Raw genomic sequence first — 22,812 nt, forward strand, 5'->3', positions numbered from 1 at the left:
AATAAGTAACTTTTACAATTTCGACGAAGGAGAAATCTCCACAAGAAGCTCTACAAAGATTGGCGACGTGCTGTGTGGAGTTACTTACGAAGATTTCTCCTTCGTCGAAATGACAACTGTGTGGGAAACTGGGAAAAAAATCCACATACATCTGCTAAAATCCTATAAAATCTGCGTGAAATCTTTTTCAAATAAACTTATCTTTGATCATAACAAACCAATTAAAATATGGAAAAAACAAAACGTTTTCAGGTTTCGCTCAAAGTCATTTGGGGAAGTTCGATTGCATTGGCGGTTATGGCTTCGATTCCTAAATTATTTGATGCCGATTCTACACCTGGAGATCTTATTATAAATTCTTCGATTACGCTGTTGTTTTCTCTTTTTATATGGTACTACAACATCTACAGTTTGCCCAAATTTTCTGCTAATCATGCTAATAAAAGTCTGTTTAACTGGAAACTTTTACTGAGTGTTATTCTAGGGATTGTCTTGATGGTGATTCTGGTAATTGCGCATCAGGAATTGTTTCAGGTTTCAAAAATGGATGCACCAATCATGTTTGAACTTCGAGGAGTTTTAATCAATTTGATTGTCTATATGTTTTTGCATCTGCTTTTTCAAAATTATCAGACACAGCAAATGGGAGTTGAACTAGAACGCACAAAAGCCGTAAATTTAGGCGCTCAATACGAATTATTGAAACAGCAGGTCAATCCGCATTTTTTGTTTAATAGTTTGAATACGCTAAAATCTATGGTTGATATTCAAGACCCGCAGAGTTCGGATTTTATCTTGAAATTATCCGATTTTTATCGTTTTACGCTAGAAAGCCGAAAAATGGATTTGATTCCGCTAAGCGAAGAACTTCAGATTTTAGATTCGTATGTTTATCTGCTGAAAGCTCGTTTTGAAGACGGATTTGTTTTAGAAAATGAAGTAAATCCAAAACAGTACGATTCGGCAATTCCGCCTTTTACTTTGCAATTATTGATTGAAAACTGCATCAAACACAATGTCGTTTCTTTAGATAAACCCTTGAAAATAAAACTCTATACAGAAAATGAGTTTTTAGTGGTCGAAAATAAAATTCAGCTCAAAAGAGGCGCCGTGTCTACAGGTGTTGGTTTAGATAATATCAACCAGCGTTTTATGCACCTGATTCATAAAGAAATTGAAATTGACAAAGACGAAACTACCTTTAAAGTAAAAATACCACTTGATTATGACTATCATAATAATTGAAGATGAAGTAAAAACGGCCAAAGCGCTTGGCCAGCTAATTCTGAGCATCAGACCCGATGTTCAGATTTTGTCGTATATACAAAGCATTGACGGGGCGGTGGATTATCTTTCAGAAAACGATCAGCCCGATTTGATTTTCATGGATATTCAGCTGGCAGATGGTCAGTGTTTTGAGATTTTTAAGAATGTTGAGGTTTTATCGCCCGTAATTTTCTGTACCGCTTTTGATGATTATGCAATCGACGCTTTCAAGTCAAACGGAATTGATTATGTTTTAAAGCCTTTTTCAAGAGAAAGTATTTCGCAAGCTTTGAAGAAAGCGGGAGAACTGAAAAACTTCTTTCAAAGAAATAAAAAAGCAATGCCCGATTTTGATTATTTGCTGACTCGAAATGGAGAAAACAAAGGGAAAAGCAGTTTTTTGGTTTTTAAAAACAATAAATACCAAACGGTTTTAACGGAGAATATTGCGTTTTTTTATATCAGAAATGAAACGCCAACGATTATGACTTTAGATAAAAATGAATATCCGTTAACGCAGTCTTTGGATGATATTCATAAACTTTTATCACCAATTCAGTTTTTTAGGGTTAACAGACAGTATTTGGTTAATTTTACAGCTATAAGAGAAGCAGAACATTATTTCTCGAGAAAGATATTGGTAAAATTAAGTGTTCCAACAGAAGAAAAAATATTGGTAGGAAAAGAAAAAGCAACAGCATTTTTGAGTTGGCTGGAAAATAGATAACCAATTAATTTATTGATGATTCAGATAAATTAATTGGCTTGATTTTATAATCCAGGAAACATAAAACAGCTTATAAAAAACAAAGCTGAAAGTATAAAACAGAGAATTAAGATGATCTTTTTCATGATAATTAATTAAAGAAAGATTAAATAGAAAATAATAAAATGCCTAATATTTAATTATTAGGCATTTTTATTTTGATGTAATTTTGTTTTAATTGATTTCTGAAGGAACGTAAGTTGCAGTATATAGTTTTCTATACATTGCATAGGTTACGCTCACCATGATAAAGGCAATAATCGCATCAGTTGCAGCCCCGAAACCTAAGACCGCAATTTTTGAAAAGAAAGCAAAAATGATGTCGAAAAATATGCCTGCGAAAACCCATTCTTTCAATCTCAGTAATTTGTTCGGAATTAAAAGCGTAATAACTCCAGCTACTTTAAAAACGCCTAAGATGTAGATAAAATGCGCTGGATAACCCAATTGTTGTGTGATTCCCCAAACCAATGGATTGTTTGTTAATTCGAAGAAACCGCTTGCGCCAAACCATAAAGAAGTTAATACTGCGCCTGTCCAATAGATAATTTTTGTTGTTTTTGAGTTCATGATTTTGATATTTAAAGTTATTTAACGGTACAAATGTGCGTTGAAAGCCTTAAAAACGAAATCAGAATCTTGTTGAAACGGACAAACTTCGGGGTGAAATGGACGGGATGTTGGGTGGTGTTTTTTAACCGCAAAGAGCGCAAGGATTTTTTTATATAAATGCTGGAGATTTTAAGTTCGCAAAGCTTTGTGTGGAAATGTTATGGTTTTTAATCTCGCAAAGTCGCAGAGTCGCAAAGTTCTATTTCACGCAGATTTAAAATGATTTAAGCAGATCGGCGCAGATTTTTTAAATAATAAAAATGAAATCTGCTAAAATCTGCAAAATCTGCGTGAAACAAAATCCTTTTAATCCTAATAATCTGTGGCTTTAAAAATAAAATCCTTTGCGACTCTGCGATTTTGCGAGATTATAAAAGACAAAGCTTTGCGAACTTAAAAACACAATCTAAAGCAAAAAAACTTAGCGCTCTTTGCGGTAAAAAAACTAAGCAGACATTTCAGCAATTAAAGCCTGCATCAATTCTCCAGCTTTATGATGTTTTAAATTGCTTGTATTTTGTCCCGACCAAAAACTAACCATATCAGTTCTTCCTTGCGCGAGTGCGGCTACTTTTAAAGGTGCGATTAATTTGGTCTGAAGCGGAAATGGTAATACCTCAGTTTCAAAAGGAACAGCATCAGAAATTGTATTGCTGATCATTCTGCCCATTCTTCCTGTTAGTGATTTCGAAACTGTTGTTGGCGTGTTTGGTTTTGTAAAAAGCATTTCTTTATGAATCGGTGCAGCGCCAGATTCATCGGTAACCATAAAAGCAGTTCCCAATTGTACGGCATCGGCACCTAACGCCATTGCGGCTTTTATTCCTTTTGCATCTATAATTCCGCCCGCAGCAATAATTGGCGTTTTGGTTTTAGCTTTTAGTTGCTGTACAAGAGTGAATAATCCCGTGAAAGAATCTTGCGCTGGTTTTAAGAATGATGGTCTATGACCTCCCGCTTCAAATCCAGCAGCGATAATAGCATCTACTTCGGCATCTTCTAGAGCGAGTGCTTCTTCTAGAGTCGTTGCGGCTCCAATGGTTTTTATGCCTAGTTTTCTACTTTCTTGAAGGATTTCTTTAGATGGAATTCCGAAAATGAAACTAAAAACGGCTGGTTTGAGTTCGAATAAAACTTCAACTTGTTTTTCAAATTTAGAAGGAATATCAGAAGATAAATCAGGAAGCGGAATCCCTAATTCGTCAAAATAAGGCTTAAAAAGCAGTTTTATTTTTTCCAGTTTTTCTGGAGGATAATTTAGGAGGCTTTTGTCAACATCATTAACCCATAAATTAATATTATAAGGTTTAGAAGTAGCGAGTTTTATTTCTTTTCCAGCTTCACGAATTTCTTCGGGAGTGAGCGTATAAGCGCCATAACTGCCTAATCCGCCTGCATTGCTTACGGCAGCCAATAAGGCGGCAGTTGAAAAACCACCGCCCATAGGACCTTGTAAAATTGGATACTCAATTCCTAGTAACTGTGTTATTTTGGTTGAATTCCACATTGTATTTTAATTTACGTTTGTTAGTAATTTATTGATGATAATCCATTTACCATCAACAATAACAAAGCTTAACTGATCGTAGTAATTGTAACCAAAGATTGGAACCTGAACTTTAGCAACAGCTGTGTTATTGATAATTTCTAAAGATAGGATTTTCATTTTGAAATCTTCGCCCAATTCTTTCGGACTTTTACGGTTTTTTACGCCTTCAAGATATTCCTCTAAAGTTTTAAAATAAGGCTGTCCGTTGATATCTCCAGCGACAATTGCTTTAGGATGAAAAGCACTTTTTAAGGTAGTTATGTCGCCGTTGTAAATTCCGTTAAAATAATTCATAAGTACAGCCGTAATTAAAGCTGCATTTGTGCTAAAATTTTCCATGATTTTAACTTTTGAAGTTATCAAATGCTATGGCCAGCAACGTGACCGCCATCTAAATTAATGATTTCTCCCGTTACAAAATTGCTTTCAGCCAAATAAAGAGCCAATTGTGCCACATCGTTGGTTTCTCCAATACGATTTAGTAAATGAAGTCCAGCTAAACTGTCTGCATCATCAACACCTGTTTTTGCCTGAAGCGGTGTTCGAATGATTCCGGGAGCTATCGCATTTACCCGAATATTGTTTTTGCCAAATTCTGCTGCCAGCTGTTTGGTAAACGCATGAATGCCGCCTTTGCTTGAAATTGGTGCTGTAGCAGGAAATCCATCAATAGCATGGTCAACCAAAACGGTTCCGATATTAATAATAGATCCTTCTCCTTGCACAAGCATTTGTTTTACTGCGGCTTGACTGGTAAAATAAGTTCCTTTTAAATTAATGTTTAAAAAACGATCTAAATCTTGTTCTTCAACATCTAAGAAAGATTGAGGCTGAAAAATTCCCGCATTATTGATTAATACATCGACGCTTCCAAAACGTTCTAAAGCCGTTTGCACTAATTGTTTTCCCGTAGCAATAAGACTTACATCGCCATGTACCATTGCTAATTGGTTAGGATGCCCTAATTCGTGATACGTATTTTCAAGGTTTTTTAAATTTGCGGAGTTGATCACCACATTATACCCTTTTTCTAAAAATAATTGTGCGGTTGTTTTACCGATGCCTGTAGAGGCACCGGTGATTATAATTGTTTTCATTTTTTCTTATTCTTAAAAGTTTTTTTTTCTTTGAGCGGTAATGCCTTTTTCGCGCAATACCGAAACTTGTTCGCCTGCAAATCCCCAATCGTCCAATTCTATTTCCTGAATGACAATATGAGTAAGGTTTGGATCTTTGTCTAAAACTTCAGTGATGAGTTCTGTAATACCAGAAATCAGTTGTTGTTTTTGTTCTCTGGTAACGCCTTCTCTTGTTAATTCAATTTTTACGTATGGCATGATTTCTAGGTATTAAGCAAGTTTTGCGGTTAGGTTAACATCCAATTCAAAATCATTGTAGATTAAAGTGTCTCCAAGATTGGTGAAGAAATTGCCAGAACGGAATTTCATGTCATATTTGGTGCGGTCAATGATAATTTTACCTGAAGCTTTCAAATCGCTCTCGTTTCTTTTTACTTCCAAATTAAAACCAATTGGATATGTAATAGCTTTAATCGTAAGATTGCCTTCAATAAAATAATCTGATTCAGTTTGTTTCGAAACCGCTGTAATATCTAAAGTAGCAGTTTGAAATTTATCTGTAGAAAAGAAATCATCTGAAGCCAAATGTCCAGCAAATTGCTGATTTGTTGCAGGATCGGTAACGTCAAGAATTACTATAGAAGTAGTATCGATAATGACATTTCCGCCAGTAAGTTCATTATTAGAAAAAGTAAAATTACCTTTTTCAATATTAATTGTTCCATTGTGTTGTCCAGTAACTTTTTTTCCAATCCAGTTTACTTGACTTTCAGTATTTGAAATTTTAAAATTTTGAGTTTCCATTATTTTATACTTTTAAATTGTTATTAATTTATAGTACAAAGTAATGGCGGTTTCAGAAGTTCATTACGTGATGTAGATCACATTCGTCAATGCGATTTGGAAGCGTTGTATAATCGGCTTAAAGTTTCTCTTGAAACACCTAGATAAGCTGCGATTAAATGTTTGGGAACAGTGTTGTATAAAGCAGGGTAGAGAGCCAGCAGTTCTTCGTATCTCGTTTTCGTATCATTATTCATAAAAGAAAGCAATCTTTTCTGAGAAGCCACATAACCGCGATTGGTACGCCATCTAAAGAAATGCTCAACTTCGTGTATTTCTCTGCAGAGTTTTTCTCGGTCATCATTAGAAAGAGAAAGAATTTCAACGTCCGAAATGCAATCTACATTAATTGTTGCTTTGGTTTTGTTGTAAAGTGCCGCATAATCTGATGCCCACCAAGTAGACATCGCAAACTGCAGAATGTACATTTTTATTTCATCATTAACATAAAAAGATTTTAGACAGCCAGAAACAACAAAATACTCTTTGTCAACATTCTGACCTTCACTAATAACAGTTTGCCCTTTCTTAAAAGTTTCTGTTTTAAAATGCGAAAAGAAATAATCAAACTGTTTGTCTGTTAAGGCAACAATTTTTGAGACATGTTCTTTTAAGAGGTTTTTAGCATCCATTACTGAAGTTTTAATAAAGGTAAAAATACTAAATATTGAAACGGCTCGCTTCAGTAATTTTTGATGGTTTTAAAGTAAGAAACAAAAAACGAATGGCTATTTTTTCAGGAATGATATTTTACGGTTGGGTCGTAAAAAATGATTATTCGGTTATATAAAAAAAATGTAAAGCGTTTATTTAGGCAATTTTGCAGAAAGCTTAATTACTTAATTTATGATTTCACCTCTTACTATAATCGCCGCGACAAACTTTTCTGATATTGCAAATAACGCAGTGGCTTATGCAGCTGGGCTTGCAAGAGCTACTGGCGCAAAATTGGTTTTATTTAATTCATTTTCTCTGAGCGTGCATAGCGCAAACTCACATATAACTGCTGATGCTATGCAAAAGCAGATTGACAGAGCAATTGCTAGACTAGAAAAATTGGCAAAGGAAACAGCCGATTTATATAGAATTGAAACTGCAGCAATTTGTACGTATTCTTTTTTAGAAGATGAACTTCCAAGAATTATTAAGGAGACCAATGCAGATGTTGTGGTAATGGGAATGGCGGAGCGTTCTTTTGAGCAGGAATTATTAGGAAATTCAACTACAACAGCGATTAAAAATTTGCAGATTCCAGTTTTGGCTATTCCTCAAAATGCACGTTTCGTTAATATAAGAAAGGTTTTATATGCTTGCGACAGCTTAAGTTTTTCGGCCATTAAAAAATTCAGTTGGATCAAAAATGCTTTAGGTGATTTTGAAGCCGAAATTGAGTTTTTTACTGTAGATGATAAATTGGATGATTTGAAAGAAGAACAGCACAGAATTTTGATGAATTCGAATCTCGAAAAAGAATTTGAAGATGTAAAATATCTGTATAAAACAGTTAGATCGAACGCTGTTATTAACGAAATTAAGAAAGAAATTAAAAATTATGAAGCCGATCTTCTGATTATGGTGCCTCAAAAATACGGTTTTTGGGATTCTTTGGTTCACAGAAGCAAAACTAGGATTCTGGCAGCGGGACTTGATATCCCATTATTGTCATTTCCGAATTATTAAAGATTGATTTGATTTAAAAATAATGATATAAAAATTATAAAGTTTTTTTGAAGAAATGGTATCAAAATAAAATTTAACAGATTTTTTTTGATTTTAGGGATTTTATAATTTTTGGAGCTAGTTGTCGAATTTCAAAATTATATTTTAACATTTCAGCCAGTTTTGTTAATTATTCTTAATTGTCTGCTAGTTTAAGATATTTTTAAATTAATTTTGTGGCACTCTAAAAAACGTAATGCAGATAGGTTTTTTTATCAGCATTGGCAACAGCCAAAATTGAGAATTATCTGCAAACTGAAACCGCATTGTATGATTTTAAAAATAAGATAAATTAAAGATTCTACACAAAGTAATACCGAGAGAACACTTTGTATAGGTTTTTAATTTATTTTAATTGGATTTTGTATAGTGTTTTTAGTTTGTTAAGGTTTTCTAAAACATTAATTTCTCAAAAAAAGTTATTGCTAACAGATTTAATCGGCTTTTAAGGAATACTAAAATTGTTTCCTGCGACTGCTCTATAAGATATTTCGTTTCCTATCGGGAGCTGTCAAAAAGAAGAAAAAATATTAAGCATTGGGTTCTAAGAGTACAAAGCTTAAAAAAAATAAAAAACAATGAGCGCAGTAATTACAGCTATAGGTGGTTACGTACCATCATCAATTTTGACCAACAAAAAAATTTCAGAGACAGTTGATACATCGGAGGAATGGATCATTAAAAGAACTGGAATTAGAGAACGTAGAATCGCAGACGACGACACAGCAACATCTGATCTTGCCGCAGCAGCGATTGAAAATCTTATCGAAAATTATAATGTAGATCGTGGAGAAATAGAAGCGTTGTTAGTAGCAACAGCAACTCCAGATCACATTTTAGCACCAACAGCAAGTATTGTTTGCGATAAAAGCGGACTTACAAATGCTTTTGGAATTGACATGAATGCGGCTTGCAGTGGATTTTTGTATGCGCTGGAAATGGGAGCAAACATGATCGAAAGTGGACGCTACAAAAAACTAATCATCGTTGGAGCAGATAAAATGAGCTCTATCGTAGATTATGAAGACCGTAATACCTGTATTCTTTTTGGAGATGGTGCAGGAGCCGTTTTATTAGAAAAAAGCGAATCTGATGCAGGTTTAATGAAAACTATCTTGAAAACCGACGGAAGTGGAGTTTCTTCTTTGGCTGTTCCAGCGGGAGGTTCTAGAAATCCAACTTCTATGCAGAGTCTTTTACATAGAACACACTATTTAAAACAAGACGGAGCTTTTGTATTTAAAAGAGCCGTTGCTGCCATGAGCCAAGTTTCTCAAGACGCTTTGGCAAAAAATGAATTGGAAGCTGACCAAATTGACTGGGTAGTTCCACATCAGGCTAATTTGAGAATTATTACAGCTGTGGGCGAAAGTTTAGGTATTGATTTTGAAAAAGTAAAAGTAAATATCGACCGTTACGGAAATACAACATCTGCAACAGTTCCGTTGTGTTTATGGGACTTCAAAGATGATTTCAAAGAAGGTCAAAATGTATTGATTACTACATTTGGAGCAGGATTCTCTTGGGGTGCAACTTGCTTAAAATGGGGCGTTATGCGCGATAAAAAAGTAGTTGAAACTATTAAAGCCGATAACAAAGAAGAAGGTGTTCTAGTGGAACACTAATAAAATAGGATTTTTCAATTTTACAGTTGAGGGAATAAATGGGTAGAAAGAACCAAAATAAAAAATCGGGCAAGAATTTTTTCTATAAATACTACAGAGTTATAGTAATTCCAGCCGTTTTTTTGGTTTATCTTTCATCTTATTATTTTCTAAATCCGTACAGAAATTTTGAAGAAGAAGGTTTGCTCGATTTAGACCAGACCTTCGACATCTTCATTATTTTATTGTATTGCGCCATACTTACAGAGCTCACTTTGTTTGTTGGCCGAAAGTTAAATTATTACATAAGTTGGGAGCAAAATCCAGCCTTTAGGGCCATTGCCCAGTTTATCTGCTTAATTGCAGGAAATATTCTTCTTAATTACTTTTTTTCATGGCTTTGGGATTATTTATACCCGTGTACAGCTTTAGAAGAAAATGATTTGGTTACCATTTGGCAATCCAAAATCATGGCGGCCATTATATCACTATTTATAAGTGCTATTCATACTGGAATTTTTCTTTTAAACAGATGGCGTTTAAATGCGATAGAAACAGCTGAATTAAAAGTGAAAGCTTCAGAACTTCAAGAAGCCGTAACACGTTCGAAATTAGAGTCTCTAAAAATGCAGTTAGATCCGCATTTTGTGTTCAATAATTTCAGCACTTTGACCGAATTGATTTATGAAGATCAGAAAGAAGCGGCTTCGTTCTTAGAAAATATAACGAGAGTATATCGTTATATGATTTCAAATTCAAACAAAGATACCATTACAGTAAAAGAGGAAATAGAATTCCTGAATGCCTATTTTTATTTATTGAAAAAAAGATTAGGCGAAAAAATTGATTTGAAGATTAATATCGATTCTGCTTCGTTGGCACTTCATTTACCGCCTTTGACCTTGCAATTGTTGGTAGAAAACGCGGTAAAACACAATATGGCAACTTTGACTAATCCGCTAACCATTTCTGTTTTTTCGGATTCTGGTGATATTATCGTTCGAAATAATCTGCAAAGAACCGCTGGAAAAACGTTGACTTCAACAGGAATTGGAAATAAAAACATCGAATTTCGTTATAAAATTTTATCTCAGAGAATGCCGATTTTCACAGAAACAAATGGCTATTATGAAGTACGTCTGCCATTAATTTAAGAGTTATGAAGATTTTAATTGTAGAAGATGAAAGCATTAACGCTAGCCGATTAAAAAGGCTGTTGGAAGAACTCGAACCCAATTGCGAAATTCTAGGCATTATTGATACTGTTGTAGATACTGTTGCATGGCTAAAATCGAATCCATGTCCAGATTTAATTACAATGGACATTCGTTTAGCAGATGGACTGAGTTTTGCTATTTTTGACGAAATCGAAATCACTTGTCCTGTAATTTTCACCACAGCATATGACGAATATGCGATTCGAGCTTTTAAGGTAAATAGCATCGATTATTTGATGAAGCCCATCGAAAAAAACGAATTGGAATTCGCCTTAACTAAATTCAAATCTTTAAATAAAAATGAAACCAGCGTAACCAATATCGCTGGAATTCTAAAAGAACTTATACAAAAGCCAGTATTCAGAATGCGCTTTTTAGTAACGCATCGTGACGGCTACAAAAGTGTAGATGTTGCCGATATCGACTTTATCTATTCGGAATTTAAAACCAGCAATCTGTTCCTAAAATCGGGTGTTATTATCTCGATTCCGCAAACTATGGAAGAACTGGAACAGGAATTAGATCCGAACATTTTCTTCCGTGCCAACCGCCAGTTTTTCATTCGCGCGGAAAGCATCAAATCTATTGCGAACTACTTCAACGCAAAATTAAAAATCCAATTAAAACTAGATCCCGAACGCGAGGTAATCATTAGCCGAGAAAAAACACCTTTCTTTAAACAGTGGATGGATAGATAAAGTTGCTAAGGTTCTGAGATGCTAAGGTGCTAAGGTTTTTTTTCGCCACGAATTCACAAATTTTTTTGATACGGAGATGCGATTTTTTTGCTACAAATTCCACGAACTTCCGCAAATTTTTTCCTGTATTTATGATGTTTTGCTCTCATTTTTGTCATTTCGACGAAGGAGAAATCTCCGCAAGTAGCTCCATAATCTATAGCCAATCTTTGTAGAGTTTCTCGCGGAGATTTCTCCTTCGTCGAAATGACAAACTTTGCGTTTTACCAACTTGGCGATAAAAATTCGAGATATTATCTGCAGTATTGCACAAAACAATTTAATTTGAGAAAATTCGTGGAATTCGTGGCAGAAAAAAAACTTAGAATCTTAGTATCTCAGAACCTTAGCACCTCAAAAAAAACATCCGTTTCAGTATCAAAATATGTCGTTTGGGTAAATTTCTTCCATAAAAAAGCGGTTTTACGCTGTTATTTTGCTGCCAAATTTGAGGTAATTCATTTAAAAATGAAAAGTAAAATGACAAAACAGTATTTTAAAAATAATAACGCAATTGGCAGGATTGCAATTTTATTGATAATGATCTCCCTTTCTTCATGTGGAAAAAGTGGAGATGCGCAAATGGCTCCGCCAAAGCCAGAAGTAGACTTTCTTCAGACCAATTCGGCAACAGGAGAAGTAGAAAAGAAATATCCAGGTACAGTCGAAGGTACTGTAAACGTTGATATAAAAGCTCAGGTATCAGGTTATCTTGAAGCTATTTATGTAAAAGAAGGAGACTATGTAGCCAAAGGACAATCTCTTTTTAAAATTAAAGGCGACGTTTACGCCGAACAAGTAAACAACAGTCGTGCAGCTTACAAAAGCGCTTTAGCAAATCAAGCGAATGCGAAATTGGAAGTGGAAAAAATTAAGCCTTTGGTTGAAGGAAAAGTTTTCTCAGACATGCAGTTAAAAACTGCGCAAGCCAATTACGAAGCCGCAACAGCACAAGTAGCACAAGCTAAAGCCGCTTTGGGATCATCTCAGTTAAATGCCGATTTCTCTTTGATTAAAGCTCCCGTAAGCGGCTATATTAGCCGTATTCCAAACCGAATTGGAAATTTAGTTACACCAGCTGACGCCGTTCCATTAACTACACTTTCGGAGATTAATAGCGTATTTGTATATTTTTCTTTGACAGAAGCAGACTATTTGGCTTTTTCAAAAGACGCAAAAAACAATCAGACCGTAAGTTTAATTATGGCCGATGACAGCGAGTACGATCAAAAAGGAAAACTGGAAGTTGCCAGCGGAAACATCGATCGTGCAACAGGAACAATTGCTTTAAAAGCCATCTTCCCAAATCCGAAGAAAATATTGCGTTCAGGAGGTTCTGCAAGAATTGTATTGAACAAAAGTTTGTCATCAGTTATAACAGTTCCGATGGCGAGCGTAAAAGATATTCAGGATAAATTTTTTGTTTTTGTTTTAAAAGAAGGCAATAAAGTAGCCATGGTTCCAATTGAAATCGCAGGAAGTGCCGGATCAGATTATTTCGTGAAATCTGGATTGAAATCTGGAGATAAAGTAGCGCTGAATAATATCGACATGCTTTACGATAAAATGGAAGTTGTTCCAAAAATAGCCACTGCAAACACAAGCAGTAAATAATTTTTCATTCAATAAAATAACATTTCCATGTTAAAGAAAATAATAGACAGGCCAGTATTGGCCACAGTTATCTCTATTGTACTGGTTATACTGGGGATTATAGGTCTTACCCGATTATCGGTAACAAGATTCCCAGATATTTCGCCGCCAACAGTTATGGTAAGCGGTTCGTATCCGGGAGGAAATAGCGAAACCGTTATTCGTTCGGTAGTAACGCCTTTAGAAGAGCAGATTAACGGAGTTGAAAACATGCAGTACATTAAATCTACTGCTAGTAATGACGGATCTTTTTCGATCAGTGTTATTTTCAAACAAGGTGTAGATCCTGATCAGGCTGCGGTAAACGTACAGAATAGAGTGCAGCAAGCAACGCCAAAACTGCCTCAAGAAGTTATCCGAATGGGATTGACGACTTCGAAACAGCAAAATAGTATGATTGTTATTTTCAACTTGTATACAGATGATAATAGCAAATACGACGAATTGTTTTTGCAGAATTACGCAAATATCAACTTAGTGCCTCAAATGAAACGTGTTCCAGGAGTAGGGCAGGTTCAGATTTTTGGGGTGAAAGATTATTCGATGAGAATTTGGCTAGATCCTCGCAAAATGGCAAATGCAGGTTTAGTTCCGTCAGATGTAACTCAAGCTATTGCAGAACAGAGTTTAGAATCGGCTCCGGGAAAACTGGGCGAAGAATCTTCTGCAGCATTAGAATATGTAATACGTTACAAAGGAAAAAAGAATAAGCCAGAACAATATGAAAATATTGTCGTTAAAAATAATGGAAGTAATGTCTTAAGATTAAAAGATGTTGCACGAGTTGAATTTGGTTCTATTTCGTATAGCGGAGACAATAAATCGAACAGTAAAAATGCTGTTACGATGGCGATTTTACAAACTTCGGGTTCTAATGCAAATGACATTGAAATCGGAATCAACAAAGAAGTAGAACGATTATCTAAATCTTTCCCTCCAGGTATCAAATACGTTAATGTAATGAGTACCAAAGAAAGATTGGACGAAGCAACGGGACAAGTAAAATCGACTTTGATTGAAGCTTTTATTCTGGTATTTATCGTCGTGTTTATTTTCCTTCAGGACATTCGCTCGACGATTATTCCAGCTATTGCAGTTCCGGTTGCGATTGTAGGAACGTTTTTCTTCTTATTGGTTTTTGGATTTACGATTAATATTCTAACGCTTTTTGCCTTGGTGTTAGCGATCGGAATTGTGGTCGATGATGCCATTGTAGTTGTCGAAGCCGTGCATAGTAAAATGGAAGAAGACGAAGGAATTTCGGCCAAAGAAGCAACACACGGTGCAATGGCAGAAATTACAGGAGCCGTTATTTCGATCACTTTGGTCATGTCGGCGGTATTTATCCCAATTGGATTTATGACAGGATCTTCTGGAATTTTCTATAAGCAATTTGCTTATACGTTGGCGATTGCGATTATCATTTCGGCTGTAAATGCCTTGACTTTAACGCCTGCATTATGTGCGCTTCTGCTAAAAAATCATGGACATAAGCATGGAGAAAATGAACATAAAACGAGTTTTAAAGACCGTTTTTTCGTCGGATTTAATAGCGGTTTCAACAATTTAACGGGAAGATACATTAAAGGTGTTCGTTTCTTAATTGGCAGAAAATGGCTTGCAGCAGGATTAGTTGCTGGAATTACAGCCATTGCGGTTTACACGATGATGTCTACGCCAAAAAGTTTTGTACCTCTTGAAGATGATGGTTTTATGGTGTACAGTTTATCAATGCCACCAGGAACAGCTTTGGATCGTACTACGGCCGTAATTCAGAAATTAGAAAAAGAATTGGCTCCAATAGAAGCAATTGATGTAAACACAAGTATTACAGGATTCAATATTTTGAGTAATAGTGCCAGCCCTGCTTACGGATTAGGTTTTATCAAACTAAAACCTAAAAAAGATAGGGGAGCAGTTAAGGATATTGAAGAAATCATGAATATCGTAAGCGGAAAATTGGCTAAAATTAAAGAAGGCCAAATTATGGTTTTCAGAATGCCTCCTGTTGAAGGATTTGGTGTAACGAGCGGTGCCGAAATCGTGTTGCAGGACAGAATGGCGAGAAGTCCAGAAACTTTAAAAGCGATGTCTGATAAAGTAATCGCACAGATTATGAAACAACCAGGAGTGCAATATGCCTACACGACTTTTAGAGCCGATTATCCGCAATTGGAATTGGAAGTTGACGAAGATAAAGCACGCCAAATGGGTGTAAATATCAAAGAACTTTTAGGAAATATTCAGACGTATTTTGCAGGAGATCAATCAGCTGACTTTTCGAGATTTGGTAAATTTTACCGTGTGAATGTAAAAGCCGATGGTATTTTTAGAATGGATGAAGATGCTTTTAATGAGATTTTTGTGAGAAATGCCGATATGCAAATGGTTCCTGTAAAATCTATAGTGAAATTCCACAAAGTGTACGGACCAGAATCCGTAAACCGTTACAACCTTTATAATTCGGTAAATATTACAGCGATGGCTTTGCCTGGTTATAGTAACGGACAAATTATGGAGAATCTGGAACAAGTTTTAGATAAACTGCCTTCTGATTACACTTACGAATGGACAGGTTTAAGTTTGGAAGAAAAAGCAGGAGGAAGCCAGACTGTTGCCATCTTCGGATTATGTCTATTGTTTGTATTCTTCTTATTGGCAGCGCAGTACGAAAGTTATTTATTGCCACTTGCTGTATTGCTTTCTATTCCGACTGGAATTTTAGGGGCTTTCGCTGGAATTAAAGCAGTTGGTTTAGATAATAATATTTACGTTCAGGTCGGATTAATTATGCTTGTTGGACTTTTGGCGAAAAATGCCATTTTGATCGTGGAGTTTGCCTTACAAAGACGTCTTGCTGGATTAACGATAATCGACGCAGCAATTGAAGGAGCAAAATCAAGGTTGCGACCAATTATTATGACTTCGCTGGCATTTATTGTAGGTATGATTCCGTTGATGTTTGCTTCTGGAGGAACTGCAGTCGGAAACCGATCTATCAGTGTGAGTGCGGCAGTCGGAATGTTTAGCGGTGTTGTTTTGGGAATTTTTGTGATTCCGTTACTTTTCATTGTATTCCAATATTTACAGGAAAAAGTATCAAGAAAGAAGATTGCGACTCAAGTTCAAACGATAAAAGAATAAGAATGAAAATAATATATAAAATTGGAATGGTTTTACTTATTGCATTGATAATGACATCGTGTGTGGTAGGAAAAAAATATTCCCGTACAGAATTAAATGCTCCAGAAAAGTTCCGCGAAGAAATCGCGGTAACTGGAGATACGGTTTTGCTTCCGTGGAAAAGCTATTACAAAGATCCTCTTCTGGTTGCTTTGATAGAAAAGGCTTTAGTAAAAAACAATGAAGTTATCATTGCGATGAAAAGCATGGAACAGCTCGACCTCAGTTATAAACAAGCCAAATTATCGTTATTACCTACACTAGATTTCGATGCTGGAGCGAGCCGTTCTTATCCGTCTAAAAATTCCCTAAACGGATCTTTAAGCCAGCAGTTTATCGGTAAAGATTATATGGATGACTACAGCGCTAATCTTCGTCTTTCGTGGGAAGTAGATATTTGGGGAAAAGCAGCCATGCAGAAAAGAGATGCAAAAGCAGCTTATTTTGCTCAAAAAGAGAATCTTTCGGCATTAAAAACCCGAATTATTGTTCAAGTGGCGCAGTCGTATTACAATCTTTTAGGTTTAGATGAACAGCTTAAAATTGCAGAGAAAAATATCGAGTTGAGCACCAATACTTTGGACATGATGAAATTGCAATATGCATCGGGTTCAATAAGTTCTTTGGCAGTAAATCAGACCGAAGCTCAGAAGAAAACGGCCGAATTGTTAGTGCCTTTAGCGAAAGCGAATATTGCAGTTCAAGAAAACGCTTTGCAGATTTTATGCGGAGAATATCCAGATAAGATTGAAAGAGCAGGAAATATTGATGCTGCCGAAGTTTCGGTTATTTTCCCAACAGGAATTCCAGCTTCGCTTTTAAGCAGAAGACCAGATGTGAAAGCTAGTGAATATGCGGTTATGTCTGCCAATGCTAAAACAGGATTGGCAAAAGCAACCATGTATCCGACTTTAAGTTTGAATCCGTCAATTGGGGTTAATTCTTTTGAATTTGAAAACTGGTTCGATTTTCCAGGTTCAATCACCAAAACTATTGCGGCCAATTTAGCACAGCCGATTTTTAGAAAAAAAGCGTTGCGAACGACTTATGAAGTGGCGGTTTTAGAACAAGAAAAAGCGGTTGTACAATTCAAACAGTCTTTTATAACGGCAGTTGGCGAAGTAAACGATGCCATGTCTAGAATGAAATATGCTGATGAACGTATAATTTTAGCAAAAGATAAAGCCGAGTCTTTGGACAAAGCGACTTCAGATGCTTCTTTGCTTTACAAAAGCGGAATGGCCAATTACCTGGAAGTTATCGCAGCTCAAAACAGTTCGCTCCAAAACGAATTGGATTTGGTAACAATAAAACTCGAAAAGCTGAATGCAGCAATTAACCTGTACCGTGCTTTAGGCGGCGGAGTAGAGTAATACTTAATTTTTGATGGTTCACCATTTCTGTAAGCAATTATAGAGGTGGTGAATTTCTTTTTGAATTGAATTAAAAAAGAATAGTGCAACGGAATCTGTGCTTTCGGGTTTCAGGGCAAACAAAAAAGCCATCCTAAATAAGGATAGCTTTTTCAAAATAGTTGTGTGTTTCGGGATCAAACCCAGTTTAGCTTTTCAATTAATTAATTTTAACCAAATGAGCTTCAATAGCAGCTCTTTGCGGCTCGTATTGAGCTGGAAGTTTTAAGTTTTGACCTAATTCTTCTAAGCTTTCGTCTACAGTAAATCCAGGATTATCAGTTGCAATTTCGAATAAAACTCCGCCCGGTTCTCTGAAATATAGAGAGTGGAAATACTGTCTGTCAATTTGCGGCGTAATCTGTAATCCGTAATCTTCAATTTTTTCTCTAAATTTCATCAAAATTTCGTCGTTTGGAACACGGAATGCTACGTGATGAACAGTTCCGTTTGCGTTTAAACCGCGTTTTTCTTCTGGCAATTCTACCAAGTCAACAATTGCAGCATTTTCTACAGCATCTGTAGCATAACGGTAACGGTTTACTTCCTGATCGATTAATTTGTAACCGAATATGTCTGTTAAGATGGCAGCGGTTGCTTTGATGCTGTTTAAAGTCAATGTAATGTTATGAAAACCTTTTGTAGCCACATCAGCTTTTACTTCGTCAGTTTCCCAAGCTTTTCTGTTATCGTCTGTTTTAGATTCGATTAACTCTAATTTTAATCCGTCTGGATCTAAGAAAGTCAAATATTTTTCTCCAAACTTTTCAGCTGGTTTATTGTAAATTACATTGTATTTTTCAAAACGTTTCTGCCAGAAATCCAAACTTCCTTTTGGAACAGAATAACCAATTTCTGTTGCCATTCCAGAACCTTTTCTTCCTTGTTGGATTCCTTCTCCCCAAGGGAAAAAAGTGAGAATTGTTCCAGCGCTTCCCACTTCGTCACCAAAGTAAAAATGGTATGTTCCAGGATCGTCAAAGTTTACTGTTTTTTTGATAAATCTTAATCCTAAAACTTTTGAATAAAAGTCAAAATTACGTTTAGCGTCACCTGCGATTGCAGTAATATGGTGTAAGCCTAATATTTTATTTTCCATGGTATTTGTTATATTAAATTGTTATTGATTTTTCTTTTACAAATTTACGTCCGTTATGCTTCTGCATCGATTAACCTAGATTAAGAAATGAAAAATGGCACGTTTTAGAAATTTTCAAAGAATAACCAAATCCTATTCCATTTGATTAAACGCTTTATTTTCAGGGTTTTTAAGAAAGGTCTAATTTGGTATTACACGATATATCGAGACTTTACTGATATGAAATGGCATATTTAGAGAATCACAAGAATATTTTTCTCACAGATTTAAACTGATTCAAGCCGATTAAATATTTAATCTTTCTTAAACACATAGAAACATAGTTTTTTTTGGGATGTATAAAAGGCGTTTCACTTATATAAATACACATAGAGTCTTGCGCTTACTTTTGATTTTTTTTCACGCAGATTTAAATAGATTTAAGCAGATTGAAATTTATTATTGATTTAATTTTAGAAAAAACTTTGCGACTCTTTGTGAGATTCCTTTTTAGTATTTGCAAAAAAAAAACTTTGTGCCTTAGCGCCTTCGTGGCAAAAAAAAATCCTTTTAATCTGTGACACTTTTTTAAATTACAATTTTATAAATATTGATTTTCGCAGCTTTGGCTCGATATTTTTAGTTTTGTGGCCTTTTCCGGTAGTATCTTCTACCAATAAAATTGAACCGGTCGGGAATGTTCTTTTTTCTCCCAGGGAAGTTTCGATTTCTACGCCACCTTCCAGTAAAACAATATACTGGCGGTCTGGCGCATTATGAAAATCGTAATCGTAAGACGGACTTACTTCTCTGAAAACAATAGATTTGACAGGCTCATCATCAGATAAAAATCCGATATCGCCATTGTTTTTCAACGGAACTTGAAAGTCTTCAAAATGACTTTCTCCGTTAGCATCGCTGTAAACACGAGTTATGGTAATCATTATTTTTTATTAAAAATCAATGCATTTGCACAATCTACTTCATCCTGACTGATGGTGTGTCCCATATTTGGATAGATTTTTTTAGTAACGTCAGCACCCATTTTTTCCATAAGTGCTTCGGTATCATTCACTCTTTCTACAGGAACGTGAAAATCAGGATCGCTTGTTCCAATAAAAACGGGCGTATTTTCAAAGTTTCCAGAATAATGATTTTCATACACCTTATCACCAATTAATCCGCCTGTAAAAGCTACGATTCCGCCATACTTTGCAGCATTTCGAGTTGTAAATTCCAAAGCAAGGCAAGCACCTTGAGAAAAACCTAAGAAATAAATATTTTCTTTTTCAATTCCGTTTTGCTGAATAGCAACAACAACCTGATGAATTGCATCCAAAGATTTTGAAAATGAAGGTTCATTTTCGTTTAGCGGAGCCAAAAACGAATACGGATACCAAGTTCTATTTTCTGCCTGAGGAGCAACCAGTGCAAAATCTTCTACTTTAAGATGTTTTGCGATAGAAAGAATATCATGCGCACTAGCACCGCGACCGTGAATCATGATTAGGGCTTTTTTGGCTTCATTTAAAGGAACACCGCCTGTAAATATATCTGTATTCATAATAAATTTTTAATTTTTTTAAATCTGCAACTGTCTTTTTAAACACATAGAAACATAGTTTTTGTTACGATCAAAAGGCGTTTCACTTAGTTTAAAAAAACACAGATCTATGTGTGAGAAACTAGTTTCTTTCTTTATTCTTTTCCAAAATCAAGAAAAATCTAAGTTTCTATGTGTTTAATATTTATAGACTAAAGAGCTTAAGATTTCTTCCAAATATCTTCGTATTCATCTGGATGTCTTTTGAATTGAGCGTGCACATAAGGACAAAGCGGCAAAACCTTCAAATTGTTGGCGCGAACATACGATACCATTTCTTCTAAAAGTTTCTTTGCATAACCTTTTCCTTCTGCTTCCGGTTCAACTCCAGTGTGATAAACCGTCAATAGATCAGGTTTGATACTTACCGTCATTTCTCCCAGTTTTTTACCGTCAACATATAGATTGAAAGCACCATGTTTTTTTTCGTCTAATTCTAATTTTATTGTTTCCATATTATTGGGTTGTATTTTTATTTTATACCTAATATCCGTCATTTCTTTTTTAGGAAAAAGAGAGAAAACCATTCTTTAAAGATAGTATATTATTAGTAAACTGCAATTCAAAAAAGCTTGTTTACTGGCTGTCTCGATGGTACAAATAGCAAATAATCATAGCAATTCCTGGCAGAATTAAAGTCCCTAATCCGAAAAACTTTCCTGCAACAGCTCCAAGAAAACATCCTACAAGAAATCCGATTATAGTAACTAATTGCTTTTTAAAACTTAATAAAACTTCAGCGTCTTTAAATCCGTTTTTTAATAAATTTCCTAAATCAAGAGAGGCTTGAGTTACGTTTCCTGTCATCATAGTTGTCGGGCCGTGTGTTTCTTTGGCGTAAAGCTTTCCAAAAGCATTCTGTAGTCCCATTGCAAATACAGTCGTCATGGCAACCGTGTACATCGTCCATTCTTCGAAATTTTGCAGGTAACCAAAAACATACGATGCAATGCCGCTTAAAACCAACATTATTCCTTCCCAAAATAAGATAGTGTAGCGATTAGTGGCTTTTAAGGCAATTCTTCCTCCAGTAATTACCGCAATAATAAAAATAGGGAAAGTAAGCAGTTTTATCCACGCATGAAGATCTGAGCCTTTGATAATCTGGTAAGCAAATACGATAAAGTTGCCTGTAACGTGCGCCGAAAATATCGAATCGGCGGCGACAAAGGTTACGGTATCGCAATACCCTGCTATGATTGTTAAAAGCAGGGTTACGTACCAGATATTGTTTTGTTTTACTTCCATAATTTCTTTTTAGTTTAAATGAGCGCGAAGCATCCACGTCATTTTTTCATGATTTTCTACAAGACCTGTAATAAAATCGCTTGTTCCTGCATCTTGCAGATCGTTAGCAATAAGATTGATGTTTTCTCGCAGATAAATAATAATGCTTTCGTGATCTAAAAGTAATTCTTTAATAAAACCATTGCTGTCATTTTTCTCTTGTAATTCTTCAGTAAGATGTGTTAAAGCTAAGAAATCTTTTAAAGTAGCAGGAGTATAATGTCCTAAAGAACGGATTCTTTCTGCTACAGTATCAACAATTTCGTCAATTGCATCATATTGTTGTTCAAAGAAAATATGCTTGTTATAAAAATCTGGACCTTCAACGTTCCAGTGTGCTCTTTTTGTTTTGGTGTAAAGTATAAATTCGTCTGCAAGAACTTTAGTTAAAATCTCTACGATTTTTGAGATGTTTTCTTGTTTGATTCCGATGTTTGCTTTCATTTTAAATTGGATTTAATAAGTTATGAGTTATGAGTTATGGAGGAATCTAAATGAATAAACACATAGAAACATAGGTTTTTCTTGATTTTGAAAAAGAATAAAGAAAGAAACTAGTTTCTAACACATAGATTTATTAACGCTTTGTGAGAACTTTGTCAAAGTTTTAAACTTTGACAAAGTTTGTAATGGAAAATATCCGCCTAATCTGCTCAATCTGCGAGAGAATAAAAATATGCTATGTGTATTAATGCAAAGAGAAACGCCTTTTACTCAATCCCAAAAAGCTATGTTTCTATGTCTTAAAAATATTTGTGTTTAAATTAATTGTTTAATAATGTTACTAAATAATGATCTAGTGAATATGTTCCTGCACCAAGAGCAAGAAGCAGTAATAAAGATAAAGTGTACATGTATGGTACATCGCGCACTTCGAGCGAATCGTTTTTGTGAACCACAAAATAGCCAATTGCCGTTACGCCAATTGTGGGCAAGACAGCGAGCCTTGTTCCAAGTCCGAGAATAATGAAAAACGGAATTACAGTATCTGAAAACGTTGCTACTAAACCGTTTAGTTTTTCTGGCAAATGCAACGGATTTGGAACATGTTCTTTTTGTCCGTTTTCAACTCTGAATTTCTTCATTCCGTGTACTCTAAATAATTCAACAGCAAGCAGAACTCTAAAAGCTAAAAGCGCTGCATTGTTGAATGAGGTTCCTAAGTCGGAGTACAATATTTGTTTTATAAATTCGATCATTTCTT

Annotated in this window: 23 protein-coding genes; 9 read left to right on the plus strand and 14 right to left on the minus strand. The window is 35.3% G+C overall.

From position 1 onward, the window contains the following. The first annotated feature begins 228 nt into the window (after positions 1 to 228). Together NU08_RS12360 and NU08_RS12365 are read left to right on the plus strand one after the other, a co-directional pair. Complete coding sequence (locus NU08_RS12360; protein WP_129747399.1) at positions 229 to 1,245, plus strand: sensor histidine kinase; 1,017 nt, start codon at positions 229 to 231, stop codon at positions 1,243 to 1,245. After that, positions 1,226 to 1,993: a LytR/AlgR family response regulator transcription factor gene (locus NU08_RS12365; RefSeq protein WP_129747401.1), complete on the plus strand. Its 768-nt coding sequence runs from the start codon at positions 1,226 to 1,228 to the stop codon at positions 1,991 to 1,993. Before NU08_RS12360 ends, NU08_RS12365 begins: the two co-directional genes overlap by 20 nt. A gap of 213 nt (positions 1,994 to 2,206) precedes the next feature. Here NU08_RS12365 and NU08_RS12370 read toward each other — a convergent pair whose 3' ends face one another. From NU08_RS12370 to NU08_RS12400, 7 genes are all read right to left on the minus strand, one after another. Beyond that, complete coding sequence (locus tag NU08_RS12370; protein ID WP_129747403.1) at positions 2,207 to 2,602, minus strand: DoxX family protein; 396 nt, start codon at positions 2,600 to 2,602, stop codon at positions 2,207 to 2,209. A gap of 487 nt (positions 2,603 to 3,089) precedes the next feature. Then, a complete protein-coding gene (locus NU08_RS12375; RefSeq protein WP_129747405.1) occupies positions 3,090 to 4,151 on the minus strand; it encodes an NAD(P)H-dependent flavin oxidoreductase in 1,062 nt (353 codons plus the stop codon). Positions 4,152 to 4,157: 6 nt separating this feature from the next. After that, the gene (locus tag NU08_RS12380) at positions 4,158 to 4,532 is read right to left on the minus strand and encodes a nuclear transport factor 2 family protein (protein ID WP_129747407.1); all 375 of its coding nucleotides are present in this window, start codon (positions 4,530 to 4,532) and stop codon (positions 4,158 to 4,160) included. 20 nt (positions 4,533 to 4,552) lie between these two features. Continuing rightward, positions 4,553 to 5,290, minus strand: coding sequence for an SDR family NAD(P)-dependent oxidoreductase (locus NU08_RS12385; RefSeq protein WP_129747410.1), 738 nt, complete (start codon positions 5,288 to 5,290; stop codon positions 4,553 to 4,555). A 12-nt stretch (positions 5,291 to 5,302) separates the two neighbouring features. Beyond that, a complete protein-coding gene (locus NU08_RS12390) occupies positions 5,303 to 5,530 on the minus strand; it encodes a tautomerase family protein (RefSeq protein WP_129747412.1) in 228 nt (75 codons plus the stop codon). Positions 5,531 to 5,542: 12 nt separating this feature from the next. Beyond that, the gene (locus tag NU08_RS12395; RefSeq protein WP_129747414.1) at positions 5,543 to 6,076 is read right to left on the minus strand and encodes a YceI family protein; all 534 of its coding nucleotides are present in this window, start codon (positions 6,074 to 6,076) and stop codon (positions 5,543 to 5,545) included. A gap of 86 nt (positions 6,077 to 6,162) precedes the next feature. Continuing rightward, positions 6,163 to 6,747 carry a Crp/Fnr family transcriptional regulator gene (locus tag NU08_RS12400; RefSeq protein WP_129747416.1) on the minus strand — a complete coding sequence of 195 codons (585 nt, stop codon included), beginning with the start codon at positions 6,745 to 6,747 and terminating at the stop codon, positions 6,163 to 6,165. 214 nt (positions 6,748 to 6,961) lie between these two features. Here NU08_RS12400 and NU08_RS12405 point away from each other — a divergent pair, with 214 nt between their 5' ends. The 7 genes from NU08_RS12405 to NU08_RS12435 all read left to right on the plus strand — a co-directional run bounded on the left by NU08_RS12405 (position 6,962) and on the right by NU08_RS12435 (position 17,601). Next, complete coding sequence (locus NU08_RS12405; RefSeq protein ID WP_129747418.1) at positions 6,962 to 7,795, plus strand: universal stress protein; 834 nt, start codon at positions 6,962 to 6,964, stop codon at positions 7,793 to 7,795. A 617-nt stretch (positions 7,796 to 8,412) separates the two neighbouring features. Beyond that, entirely contained in the window at positions 8,413 to 9,459 is a 1,047-nt protein-coding gene (locus tag NU08_RS12410) for a beta-ketoacyl-ACP synthase III (protein ID WP_129747420.1), read from the plus strand. A 38-nt stretch (positions 9,460 to 9,497) separates the two neighbouring features. After that, the gene (locus tag NU08_RS12415) at positions 9,498 to 10,592 is read left to right on the plus strand and encodes a sensor histidine kinase (RefSeq protein WP_129747422.1); all 1,095 of its coding nucleotides are present in this window, start codon (positions 9,498 to 9,500) and stop codon (positions 10,590 to 10,592) included. Positions 10,593 to 10,597: 5 nt separating this feature from the next. Next, positions 10,598 to 11,353: a LytR/AlgR family response regulator transcription factor gene (locus NU08_RS12420; protein ID WP_129747424.1), complete on the plus strand. Its 756-nt coding sequence runs from the start codon at positions 10,598 to 10,600 to the stop codon at positions 11,351 to 11,353. A gap of 519 nt (positions 11,354 to 11,872) precedes the next feature. Then, positions 11,873 to 13,006, plus strand: coding sequence for an efflux RND transporter periplasmic adaptor subunit (locus NU08_RS12425; RefSeq protein ID WP_129747426.1), 1,134 nt, complete (start codon positions 11,873 to 11,875; stop codon positions 13,004 to 13,006). Positions 13,007 to 13,033: 27 nt separating this feature from the next. Next, positions 13,034 to 16,189: an efflux RND transporter permease subunit gene (locus tag NU08_RS12430; RefSeq protein WP_129747428.1), complete on the plus strand. Its 3,156-nt coding sequence runs from the start codon at positions 13,034 to 13,036 to the stop codon at positions 16,187 to 16,189. A gap of 2 nt (positions 16,190 to 16,191) precedes the next feature. Further along, the gene (locus NU08_RS12435) at positions 16,192 to 17,601 is read left to right on the plus strand and encodes an efflux transporter outer membrane subunit (protein ID WP_129747430.1); all 1,410 of its coding nucleotides are present in this window, start codon (positions 16,192 to 16,194) and stop codon (positions 17,599 to 17,601) included. Between the two features lie 199 nt (positions 17,602 to 17,800). Here the strand turns inward: NU08_RS12435 and NU08_RS12440 are convergent, their stop codons facing one another. From NU08_RS12440 to NU08_RS12470, 7 genes are all read right to left on the minus strand, one after another. Next, positions 17,801 to 18,739 carry a ring-cleaving dioxygenase gene (locus NU08_RS12440; protein WP_129747432.1) on the minus strand — a complete coding sequence of 313 codons (939 nt, stop codon included), beginning with the start codon at positions 18,737 to 18,739 and terminating at the stop codon, positions 17,801 to 17,803. Between the two features lie 572 nt (positions 18,740 to 19,311). After that, the gene (locus NU08_RS12445) at positions 19,312 to 19,662 is read right to left on the minus strand and encodes a hypothetical protein (protein WP_119790407.1); all 351 of its coding nucleotides are present in this window, start codon (positions 19,660 to 19,662) and stop codon (positions 19,312 to 19,314) included. Further along, positions 19,662 to 20,282: an alpha/beta hydrolase gene (locus tag NU08_RS12450; protein ID WP_129747434.1), complete on the minus strand. Its 621-nt coding sequence runs from the start codon at positions 20,280 to 20,282 to the stop codon at positions 19,662 to 19,664. The genes NU08_RS12445 and NU08_RS12450 overlap by 1 nt, the downstream gene beginning before the upstream one ends. Before the next feature lie 200 nt (positions 20,283 to 20,482). Then, positions 20,483 to 20,848 (minus strand): GNAT family N-acetyltransferase, encoded by a 366-nt coding sequence (locus tag NU08_RS12455; RefSeq protein ID WP_410501064.1) that lies wholly within the window; start codon positions 20,846 to 20,848, stop codon positions 20,483 to 20,485. A 49-nt stretch (positions 20,849 to 20,897) separates the two neighbouring features. Beyond that, positions 20,898 to 21,569, minus strand: a complete 672-nt coding sequence (locus tag NU08_RS12460; protein ID WP_129747437.1) for a YoaK family protein — start codon at positions 21,567 to 21,569, stop codon at positions 20,898 to 20,900. Between the two features lie 9 nt (positions 21,570 to 21,578). Next, positions 21,579 to 22,052, minus strand: coding sequence for a Dps family protein (locus NU08_RS12465; protein ID WP_129747439.1), 474 nt, complete (start codon positions 22,050 to 22,052; stop codon positions 21,579 to 21,581). A 320-nt stretch (positions 22,053 to 22,372) separates the two neighbouring features. Further along, positions 22,373 to 22,807 (minus strand): DoxX family protein, encoded by a 435-nt coding sequence (locus tag NU08_RS12470; RefSeq protein ID WP_129747441.1) that lies wholly within the window; start codon positions 22,805 to 22,807, stop codon positions 22,373 to 22,375. Positions 22,808 to 22,812: the final 5 nt, after the last annotated feature.

This window comes from Flavobacterium anhuiense (genome assembly GCF_004151235.1).
GTDB classification, from domain to species: Bacteria; Bacteroidota; Bacteroidia; order Flavobacteriales; family Flavobacteriaceae; genus Flavobacterium; species Flavobacterium anhuiense_A.